This window comes from Hyphomonas sp. (assembly GCF_046313975.1).
Taxonomy (GTDB): domain Bacteria; phylum Pseudomonadota; class Alphaproteobacteria; order Caulobacterales; family Hyphomonadaceae; genus Hyphomonas.
Map to the genome: position 1 here is coordinate 1 of NZ_JBKBXB010000067.1, position 10,008 is coordinate 10,008.

Here is a 10,008-nt window from a genome sequence, read left to right on the forward strand (position 1 = left end):
CCCAGACCATTTCCGCCGCCGAAGGGGCAACGGCCTCATGCAGGAAGGATATTTCGTAAATCAGCCACGGAAACACGACGAGCGCTGCAAGCGACCAGAACAGGGCCGACATCCACATATGTGCGATCGGCGGCTTCTGCGGCGCGCCGGGTTCGCTGGTGTCTGGTTCCATGCCGGTTGTCCCCTTGGCCTTCCAGCCTAGCGGCGGGCAGGGGCGCCATCAACCGGGGCCTGCTCAGGCCGGACTGGAAAGACCGGCAGCGGCGAGGGCTTCGGACTGGCGGGCGGCGACGGTTTCTACGGTGAAGCCTTCGAGGCTTTCCTCGAACAGGCGGTGGAAGTTCAGCTCTGCGCCGAGGCGGAGATAGGCGGCGCCGAGACCGATGGCCGCGCGGTCCATGAAGACGAATTCGCGCGGGATCTTCACCGGGCCTTTTTCCTTCAGCAGCTGGCGGACGCGGAAGGCTTCCTTGCGGCCATACTCGCCGGCGGTGACGCCGTCGGCGACGGTGCGCACCCGGTCGTCGATGATCGGGCCGTAGATGAAGCGGGCCCAGACGTTAAGCACTTCGGCAAGCTCGCGGGAGAGATTCTCGAAGCCCCAGGTCTCGTAGGCGGCATAGGCCGCGTCGAAATCATCGTGCAGCATCGCGCGGTAGAGATCGACCACGCCGCCGACGAAGCGCGGCGGGAAGATGCGCACGCAGCCGAAATCGAGCAGGTTGATCCCCTCCCCGCCGCCGGTGACCTGGTAGTTGCCGAGATGCGGGTCGCCGTGGATGACAGCATAGGAGTTCATCGGCGTCCACCATGTCCAGAACAGCATGGCGGCGATGCGGTTGCGGGTTTCCTGCGGCGCGGCTTCGAAGGCGGTGAGCCTGTCCCCGGAAAGCCATGTCATGGTGAGGAGGCGGTCGGTGGAGAGCTCCGGCACCAGCTCGGGACAGGTGACGAAGGATTTGCCGGCGAGCATCTGGCGGTAGAGCGCGATGTGTTTTGCCTCGCGGGCATAGTCGAGTTCTTCGCGCAGGCGGTCGGTGATTTCCTCGACCATCGCGTCGGGGTCGATGGAGCCGTCCATGCGCTTGAAGAGGCCGAGGAGCGTGCGCAACTGGCCGACATCGGATTCCACGGCGCTCGCCATGTCAGGATACTGCAGCTTGCAGGCGACCTCGCGGCCATCGTGCAGCGTCGCGCGGTGGACCTGGCCGAGGGAGGCGGCGTGGGCGGCTTCCTTGCCGAAGGTGGCGAACTTTGCTTCCCAGCCTGCCCCGAGCTCGGCGCGCATGCGGCGCCTGACGAAAGGCCAGCCCATCGCGGGGGCCTCGGCCTGAAGCTGGGCGAACTCGGCCGCGTATTCGGCGGGTAGCAGGTCCGGGATGGTGGAGAGGAGCTGGGCCACTTTCATCAGCGGGCCCTTGGATTTGCCGAGTGCGGCGGCGAGGGCCTTTGCCGTTTTCTGGTCGCCCTCATCGCCGCCGAACAGGGACTGCGCAGCAAAGGCGATGCCGGCGCCGGAGAGGTTCACCCCGACTTTCGCCGTACGGGCGAGCCGGCCGGTGAGGCGGTTGCGTTCGGGATCGTCAGGCCGGGAGGTGTCGCTCATGCAGCGGATATAGAGGGCGGCCCGGCGCTTGCACAGGCTGCGGCGGGGGGCCGCGTGACAAGGCTGTAAGGCTGGAGTATAGCGCCCGCCAATTCGACAGTATCAGAGGCCAGACTGCACCCACCGCCGCGACCCGCACCTGACGGACCACCCCGCGATACAGCAGCGCCTCCCCGCACCCGGAAAATCCCATGTCCTACAAAACCCTGATCACCGAAGCCGTTCCTGAAGACGGATATGCCGTCATCCAGATGAACCGGCCGGAGAGCCTGAACGCCCTGAGCGAAGAGATGATGACCGAACTGTCGGCGGCGCTCGACCGGTTCGAGGCGGATGACGACATCCTGTGCATCATCCTGACCGGATCAAAGCGCGCCTTCTCCGGCGGCGCGGACGTGAAGGAAATCCAGAACAAGACCTTCCCGCAGTCCTATTATGAGGACTTCATCACCCGGAACTGGGAACGCACGGCGCGGGCCCGCAAGCCCGTGATCGCGGCGGTGGCCGGCTATGCCATCGGCGGCGGCTGCGAGCTGGCGATGATGTGCGACATTATCCTGGCCGCCGACAATGCGCGTTTCGGCCAGCCGGAAATCCGCCTCGGCATCATGCCGGGCGCGGGCGCGACGCAGCGCCTGACGCGGGTGATCGGCAAGTCGAAGGCGATGGAACTGTGCCTGACGGGCCGGATGATGGAGGTTCAGGAAGCCGAGCGCTGCGGCCTGATCAGCCGGATCGTGCCGGCGGACGACCTGATGGACGAGGCCCGCGAGCTGGCGAAGACCATCGCCCAGATGCCGCGCGCCGCCGCGATGATGACCAAGGAGGCGATCAACGCCGCCTATGAGACGCCGATGTCGCAGGGCATCCAGTTCGAGCGGCGCCTGTTCCACTCGCTGTTTGCCACCGATGACCAGAAAGAAGGTATGAAAGCCTATCTGGAAAAGCGCACGGCGCACTTCCGGGACCGCTGAAGCCCCGGCGGGCGGCTGCTTTTCGGCGAATATCGCGGTTGACGCACACCCGCCGTTTATGTATTCCCCCGCCTTCTGCCTGACCGGGCCACACCTTCTCTGGCCGGGGGCATCTGGAGTTCACAATGGCAAATACACGTTCTGCCAAGAAGATGGTCCGCAAGATTGCGGCCCGCACCGAGGTCAACAAGGCCCGCAAATCGCGCGTGCGCACCTATGTCCGCAAGGTCGAGGAAGCCATCGCATCGGGCGACAAGGCCGCTGCCGCCGAGGCGCTGAAAGCTGCCCAGCCGGAAATCATGCGCGCGGTGACCAAAGGCGTCGCCCACAAGAATACGGCTTCCCGCAAGGTCTCGCGCCTTTCGGCCCGCGTGAAGGCCATGGGCTGAGCCCAGCCTCTGCGGCATTTCGCCGACAAAGATCAAAGGCCCGTCAGAGACCCTGGCGGGCTTTGTTTTTGTCCGCTGTACATGCTATTGAAAACGTGTGGCGGAGATCTTTCGCGGCCGAAAATCCAACCTGAGCGGTTTGTCCGGCGCGTCAGAAACCCGGGGTGTGGCAGGGTTGCAAACAGGGTCTGAAAAAGCGGGTTTTCCACAACCAAATATGGAAGTCTCCTGTTGACAGAACTTCTGTGAACAAAAGTCACCAGACGCTCACATGTATTTTTTTGGGCCGCTCAAGCTGATGTATTTCCAGCGCATTTTAACCATGTGAACCGAGTCAACATCCTTATTGGCGCGTTCAAAAAAAAGTGGGGCTTGTAATGGATTTCTGTGCCGAATAACTTCCGTCTCACCAGCTGAATATAGTCCCGGTAAAGAGTATTTTTGTGTATCAGGCGGGGGCCTGCCGGGGCGCATTGTGTGCGAGTTGGGAAGAGCGATCAAAACTAGAAACGGGGTCGGTGATGGGCCGAAAAAGATTGTTTGTCTCTCGCGTCAATCAGAATGGCCAGGACGGTCAGAATGGCGAGGTCACGGGTCTGCGCGTCTGGGAAGACGTGCTGGTCACCCTCGAGTCGCGATTGGACCAGGACGAATTCACGCGCTGGATCGCGGATCTGCGTCTTGTGGCGGATGTCGAGAACGAAATGCTGCTGGCGGCGCGCGACGCTGTTGCGCTGAGCCGTGTCAATGCGCGCCACAAGCGCGAGATCGAGCGCCTTTGGGCGGCTTTCGATCCGCTCGAGCGCAAGATCAAACTGGTCTGTTGGCTGACGATTCCGGAGGAGATGCGCGATCTGATCGGCGATCCGTGGGCCGAGGAGCTGGACGAGGAAGACGTGGCAGAAGATGCCGCCGTCCCCGCCCCGGCGGCGAGCCCGGCGATGACGTTTGCCAACCTCGTGGTCGGCCCGTCGAACCAGATCGCTGCCAACATGGCGAAGCGGATTGCCGCTGGCCTGCCGGCCGGCACGGCGATCACGCTGATCTATGGCCCGCAGGGCACCGGCAAGACGCACATCGTGCTGGCGCTTAAGGCGGAAGCCACCGCGCAGAATGCCAAGCGCAAGGTGGTGTACCTGACGGCCGAGGAATTCATGTCGGCCTACCTCGACGGCGTGCGGGCCCGCGATACCAGCGACCTGAAACGCCGCCTGCGCGCCGCGACGCTGCTGATCATCGATGACCTGCACCGGATCGCCGGCAAGCCGGGCACCGGCAATGAGCTCTATCAGAACATCCGCGAAGTCACCGGCAATGGCGGCCAGGTGGTTCTGGTGGGCGACACGGCGCCGGGAGAGACGACGGGCTTCGGCCAGCGTCTGCTCAGCGAGATCAAGGGCGCGACTTCGGTTGAAGTCGGCCTGCCCGATGCGACGATGCGCCGTGAAATACTTGTACGTCTTGCGTCCCACATCAGCGCCAGCCACCCGGAGTTCCGCTTGAGCGACGACATGATCCAGAAACTGAATGCCGGCATCCGCGGCCCGGGCCGCGAACTGACGGGCGCCGTGTGGAGCCTGTTCACCGAAGCGAACTTCGGCGAGGAAGAGCCGACGATGGAGATGCTGGACCGCGTCATCCGCCGCCATGCCGGCGAGCAGCGCGAGCCGACGATCGATGTGATCAAGAAGGCGACGCTGAAGATCTTCCCGATCGCGCGCGCCGACCTTGAAGGGCCGAGCAAGATGCAGGCCTTCGTCTATCCGCGTCAGATCGCCATGTACCTGTGCCGCACGCTGACCCGGAAGTCCTTCCCGCAGATCGGCCGTGCTTTCGGAAAAAGAGACCACACAACAGTGCTTTACGCCTTCCGGCGTATCAAGAAATCCCTGGCCGAAGATACCCGCCTGGTCGAAGACATCGCACGGGTCGAGGCAACCATCCTCGAACTGCTCGAAAGCGGCCAGACCTGAAGCGTGCAGGCGCATCGGGGCCGTCTGGGCGCTTGGCTTTTGCTGCAACTTGTTTAAGCATCCTCGGCCCGCTTCCCCCCGGAGGCGGGCTGATTCCCGGCTGGGCCGGGGATTTTCGGCAAGACTGATACTGACAGAAACTGGGGGCGCCCGAAGGCATGGGCGCCAGTGATGGACGGACGAGACGATGAAACTGACAATCGAACGCGGTGACCTGCTGGATGCACTGAGCCATGTGCAGAACATCGTCGAGCGCCGCACGACCATCCCGATCCTGTCCAACGTGCTGCTGGAAGCCAAGAAGGGCGAGCTGCGCCTGACGGCGACGGACCTGGATATCGAGGCGGTCGATTCGGCGACGGCGAAGGTTTCAAAGGATGGCGCAGTGACGGCGCCGGCAGGCACGCTGTTTGATGTTGTACGCAAGCTACCGGCGGGCGCGGCGGTGCAGATGGATCTGAATCCGGAGACGCAGCGTCTGGTGCTGACGGCCGGGCGCTCGCAGTTCGAGTTGCCGACGCTGCCAGCCGCGGACTTCCAGACGATGACGACGGATGAAGGCGGCGTGTCCTTCAACATCGCGGCCGGAGAACTGGCGCGGCTGATCGACAAGACGCGGTTTGCGATCTCGACCGAGGAGACGCGGTACTATCTCAATGGCATCTACCTGCATGCCGCGAAGAACGAGGCCGGCAAGCCGGTGCTGCGCTCGGTGGCGACGGATGGCCACCGCCTGGCGCTGGCCGAACTGAAAGCGCCGAAAGGCAGCGAGAAGCTGGAAGGCGTGATCGTGCCGCGCAAGACAGTGAACGAAATCCGCCGCCTGATCGACGGGCGCGAGGATGAGGTGTCGGTGACGGTGTCGGACACGAAGATCGTGGTGCATGCCGGCAAGGCGGTGCTGACCTCGAAACTGATCGATGGGTCGTTCCCGGACTATGCGCGCGTCATTCCGAAGGGCAATGACAAGAAGCTGACGGTCGACAACAAGGCGTTCGAGGCGGCCGTGGACCGTGTCTCGACCGTGTCGGCGGAGCGTTCGCGTTCGGTGAAGCTGTCCTTGGGCGATGGCCGGCTGACGCTGGCAGTGAACCATGCCGAGACGGGCGCGGGCAATGAGGAGATCGAGGCGGAGTATGCCTCCGACCCGATGGAAATCGGCTTCAACGCAAAATACCTGCTGGATATCGCCGGCCAGATCGAGTCGGATGAGGCGGAGTTCATGTTCAATGACCCCGCCTCCCCTGCCCTCGTGCTCGACCCGTCGGACGAGTCGGCGCGCTATGTGCTGATGCCGCTTCGGGTTTAGAAGGCGGGCCGGCGGGTCCGGAACGCATGACTGCACTCACCCGCCTTTCGCTGACCGATTTTCGGAACTACGCGCAGCTGACGCTGAAGCTCGATGGGCGGGCGGTGTGCCTGTATGGCGCGAACGGGGCGGGCAAGACGAACCTCTTGGAAGCGGTGAGCCAGTTCGGGCCGGGGCGCGGGTTGCGCACGGCGCAGCTCTCCGAAATGACGCGGCACGGCGCGCCGGGGGGCTGGTCGATTGCCGCGGTGCTGGACGAGGACCAGAAGATCGGCATTGCGCTCGACCCGGCGGGCGCAGCGAAGCGGACGGTGCGCATCGACGGCGCGCCGGCAAGCCCGGGCGACCTGGCCGAGCGCGTGCGGCTGATCTGGCTGACGCCGGCGATGGACGGCGTGTTTCGCGGCGGCGCGTCTGAGCGGCGGCGGTTTTTCGACCGGCTGGTGATGGCGCACCAGCCTTCGCACGGGCCGGCTTCGGCGCGGTATGAGAAAGCGCTGGCGGAGCGTAATGCGCTGATCGAGCGTGGGCATGTGGACCCGGCATGGGCGGACGCGATCGAGGCGCGGCTGGCGGAAGCGGGCGCGGAGCTGGCGATTAACCGGGCGCTGGTGCTGGCGGATCTGCAGGCGGCCATCGAGGCGCGGCCCGAGGGGCAGTTTCCGAAAGCGGACCTGTCGCTGATCGGTGAGGCGGAAGCGGCGGCGTTGCGGGGGGATGATTTCCGCGCGGTGTTTGACCTGCTGGTGGACGCCTACCGCGACGGGCGGCGGCGCGACATTGGCGCGGGGCGCACGCTGAGCGGGCCGCACCGGACAGACCTTGGTGTGATCCACCGGCCTACGGGAGCACCCGCAGGCGAGGCTTCGACCGGGCAGCAGAAGGCGCTGCTGATCGGGCTGGTGCTGGCCTCTGCCGAAGCGCTGGCGGCGAGCGAAACGGGGCCGTCTCCGCTCTTGCTGCTCGATGAGGCAGCGGCGCACCTTGATCCGGACCGGCGCGCGGCACTGTTCGATGAGTTGGCGGTGATGCGCGGGCAGGCCTGGCTCACCGGCACCGACGCGTTCTTATTCGAGAGCTTTCGCAATCGATGCCAGTTGGTTCGCGTCGAATCCTTCTCTGCGGTTGTGGAGACGTAGTTTCGTCACCGGAGGCAGAAGGCATCCAGGCGCCGGTATCGTCGTCATATTCGGCCTCCGCATCAATGACCGGGAACCAGACGGGATCGGCGATGAACCAGTCCGTGAGCGTCTCATTCACCTCCCTGTGGCGCTTGTAATTGAGGCCGTGATCGCCGGCTTCGAGGACCATGATCTGTGCGTCCGATACGAGACTGGCGAGGCGGGCGGCGCTGGATAGGGGGATGGTGGGATCGGCATCGCCGAAGACGGCCGAGACGGGAATGCCGGTGGCCGCGAGAGCGCGCCAGGTCTCATCGCGCCCGCTCATGTGGAAGTTCCGGAATGTGCTGAGCAGAGCGCGGCCATAACCCTTGTATTTCATCTGCTCACGGATATCTCCCTGCAGGCGGCTGGCGGGGTCAAGACTGGACTCGTCATATTGCGGATCGCCTGCCACTGTGTTCAGACCGACCATTCTCCAGAGCCAGTCGCCGATGACCGGTGTGCGCAAGAGCGAGGCCTGGAAACCGTCCGTACCCGATACATCGAGACCCGCAGGCACGAATAGGAAAACGCGCTGCACGCGCTCCGGATGGCGCACCGCAAACTCGGCGACGATGGGGCCGCCCATGGAGAGGCCGACGAAGCCGGCGGGCTTGTCGATGCCGAGCTTGTCGAGCAGGGAGAGGAGTTCCCAGTCGTAGAAGTCGGCATCGTATTTCGCCTTCGGCCGGTCCGACCAGCCGCGGCCGAGATGGTCGAACTGCAGGACGCGGAAGCCGGCCTCGCGCAGGGCGGCGGCGTTTTGGTCGAAGATGAAGGACGGCGTCGAGAAGCCGTGGACGAGGACGATGATGGGCGCGCCCTCGGGGCCGGTGAGGCGGTAGTGCACCTTGGCGCCAGCGAGATCGGCAAAGGCACCGGGCGCACGCTGGCGTTCGATGTCATCCAGCGGTTTGAGTTCGCGCCCGGCCCAGAGCCAACTCGCCCAGAAGGCGAGCGCCAAGACGACGATTCCGATTCCGAGCCATTTCATGCTGTCCTCCGCTGCAGAAGGATATGCGACGCTCAGCGGTGCGTGTCGAGCCAGATGCGGAGCTTTTCGAGGGTGGGAAGGATGGCGGCGGCCTCGGCGGGGGTGAAGCCGGCCGGCAGATCGGCAAGGTCCGGCGTCAGCGCTTTCAGCGCGTCCTCGCGGGCTGCGCGGCCGGACTTTGTGAGGAAGACGCGCTTGGAGCGGGCATCCTCCGTATCGGGATCAATCCGGATGAAGCCCTTGGATTCGAGGCGGCCGAGCGTGCTGGTCATGGTGCCGCGCGTGACCTGAAAAGCGGCGGCAAGACGGGCCGGTGTCCAGCCATCGCCGAGGCGGACGCAGTGGTTCAGGAGGCTGAACTGCGCGACGGTGAGATCGTGCGGGAGGACACGCTGGAAGCGGCTGGCGGAGAGCTGGGCGATGATGCCGATCTCATTGAAGAGGCGAAAATAGAGCGCGGCTTCGTCGGGCTTGGGCGGTTTGGGCGGCATGCGGGATCAACTCTGCAGGAGGGCGTCCAATCCGCGGCGGGGCGCGGCAAGGACAGGTTTTGCATAGCCGACGCGCACCAGCATCTGCAATCTCTGCCCGCCGCCGATAAGGCTGTGGACCTCTTCATAGAGAGCGGCCATTTCCGGATATTCCTGCAGGGCCTGACTCCAGGGATGGATTGCGAGGCCGAGGGATTCGGCCTGCAGGGCGAGGCGCATATAGGCCCGGCCGGCAGCGATTTCCCCTTCCCGGCTCTGGCCGTCATTGGTGATCCAGGCGAAGGCGCGGGCGGAGGCGGCGAGTGGGCGGTACATGTCGAGGCCTTGCCGGAAAGCCTGCGAGCCCGGATCGGCAAGGGTTTCGCGCGTGAGGATCCCGGCGATGTTCAGGGCACTGAGCATCGGGCCTTCCATCGAGAGGCCGTCGCGGTGGCGGGCGACCTCGGAGGGGCCGATGCGCATGACATCGACGCTTTCCATCCAGGTGGCGGGCGTGCGCACTTCGATTTCATGCGCGCGCCAGGTGAGGTCGCGCAGGCGGGCGGCGAGGTCGCCGTCGCCGGTGGAGTGGGCGCTGGCGCCGAAGGCTGTGCCGGCAGCGGCGAGGGCGGCGAGGTGATCGGCGCTCACCTCCCGCGCATCATACGCGTTGCGATTGGTGCGGCGCGTGAGGGCGTGGGCGAAGAGCGCGTCGGGCGATGCGGCGCTGTCGCGGAAGCGCACGCGCGCGACGGGGCGGGCATCGAGGCGGGCGGTCATGTCCGGCGCGCCTTCCGGGAAGGGTTCGATCTCTGCGGCGTAGCCTTCGGCGGCGGCGGCGAGCGCGAGGAGTTCGAGGAAACAGCCATGGCCGAGGATGATCTGCCGGTCGAAGGGATCGGTTTCCGGCAGGCGGCGCTCTAGGTCGCAGTAGAGCGTGAGGCTGTCTTCGCCGTCGAGGCGGGCGAGCCAGGGCTGCATATTGTGCGGGTTAGGCGCGAGGAGCGCTTAGGAGAGGAAGCGGCGGCGATACTCTTCCGGCTGGCCGGCTTCGCGCCAGGCGGCGCGGGCGGCACGGCTCGGCTGGTTGAGCGCGGTAAAGGCGCCTGCGCCCGCTGCGGCGAGCACGA

At 65.2% G+C, this 10,008-nt stretch carries 8 protein-coding genes and 1 pseudogene; 5 read left to right on the forward strand and 4 right to left on the reverse strand.

Annotated elements, in window-relative coordinates; all coding sequences use genetic code 11:
- Positions 1–235: 235 nt before the first annotated feature.
- Positions 236–1,606 carry an ABC1 kinase family protein gene (locus tag ACK4TE_RS15530; RefSeq protein WP_409912445.1) on the reverse strand — a complete coding sequence of 457 codons (1,371 nt, stop codon included), beginning with the start codon at positions 1,604–1,606 and terminating at the stop codon, positions 236–238.
- Between the two features lie 191 nt (positions 1,607–1,797).
- Between ACK4TE_RS15530 and ACK4TE_RS15535 the strand changes: the two genes are divergently transcribed.
- From ACK4TE_RS15535 to recF, 5 genes are all read left to right on the forward strand, one after another.
- Positions 1,798–2,580, forward strand: a complete 783-nt coding sequence (locus ACK4TE_RS15535) for an enoyl-CoA hydratase (protein ID WP_409912446.1) — start codon at positions 1,798–1,800, stop codon at positions 2,578–2,580.
- A 125-nt stretch (positions 2,581–2,705) separates the two neighbouring features.
- A complete protein-coding gene (rpsT, locus tag ACK4TE_RS15540) occupies positions 2,706–2,969 on the forward strand; it encodes a 30S ribosomal protein S20 (RefSeq protein ID WP_409912447.1) in 264 nt (87 codons plus the stop codon).
- Positions 2,970–3,490: 521 nt separating this feature from the next.
- Positions 3,491–4,942 carry a DnaA ATPase domain-containing protein gene (locus tag ACK4TE_RS15545; RefSeq protein WP_409912448.1) on the forward strand — a complete coding sequence of 484 codons (1,452 nt, stop codon included), beginning with the start codon at positions 3,491–3,493 and terminating at the stop codon, positions 4,940–4,942.
- 187 nt (positions 4,943–5,129) lie between these two features.
- A complete protein-coding gene (gene dnaN, locus ACK4TE_RS15550) occupies positions 5,130–6,251 on the forward strand; it encodes a DNA polymerase III subunit beta (RefSeq protein WP_409912449.1) in 1,122 nt (373 codons plus the stop codon).
- Between the two features lie 26 nt (positions 6,252–6,277).
- Positions 6,278–7,390, forward strand: a complete 1,113-nt coding sequence (recF, locus tag ACK4TE_RS15555) for a DNA replication/repair protein RecF (protein ID WP_409912450.1) — start codon at positions 6,278–6,280, stop codon at positions 7,388–7,390.
- Here recF and ACK4TE_RS15560 read toward each other — a convergent pair.
- The 3 genes and pseudogenes from ACK4TE_RS15560 to ACK4TE_RS15570 form a co-directional block, all read right to left on the reverse strand.
- Entirely contained in the window at positions 7,299–8,408 is a 1,110-nt protein-coding gene (locus ACK4TE_RS15560; protein ID WP_409912451.1) for an alpha/beta fold hydrolase, read from the reverse strand. The genes recF and ACK4TE_RS15560 overlap by 92 nt on opposite strands.
- A 32-nt stretch (positions 8,409–8,440) precedes the next feature.
- Positions 8,441–8,899: a MarR family winged helix-turn-helix transcriptional regulator gene (locus ACK4TE_RS15565; RefSeq protein ID WP_409912452.1), complete on the reverse strand. Its 459-nt coding sequence runs from the start codon at positions 8,897–8,899 to the stop codon at positions 8,441–8,443.
- A 6-nt stretch (positions 8,900–8,905) separates the two neighbouring features.
- Positions 8,906–9,874, reverse strand: a pseudogene (locus ACK4TE_RS15570) (Acg family FMN-binding oxidoreductase); the annotation flags it as partial.
- Positions 9,875–10,008: the final 134 nt, after the last annotated feature.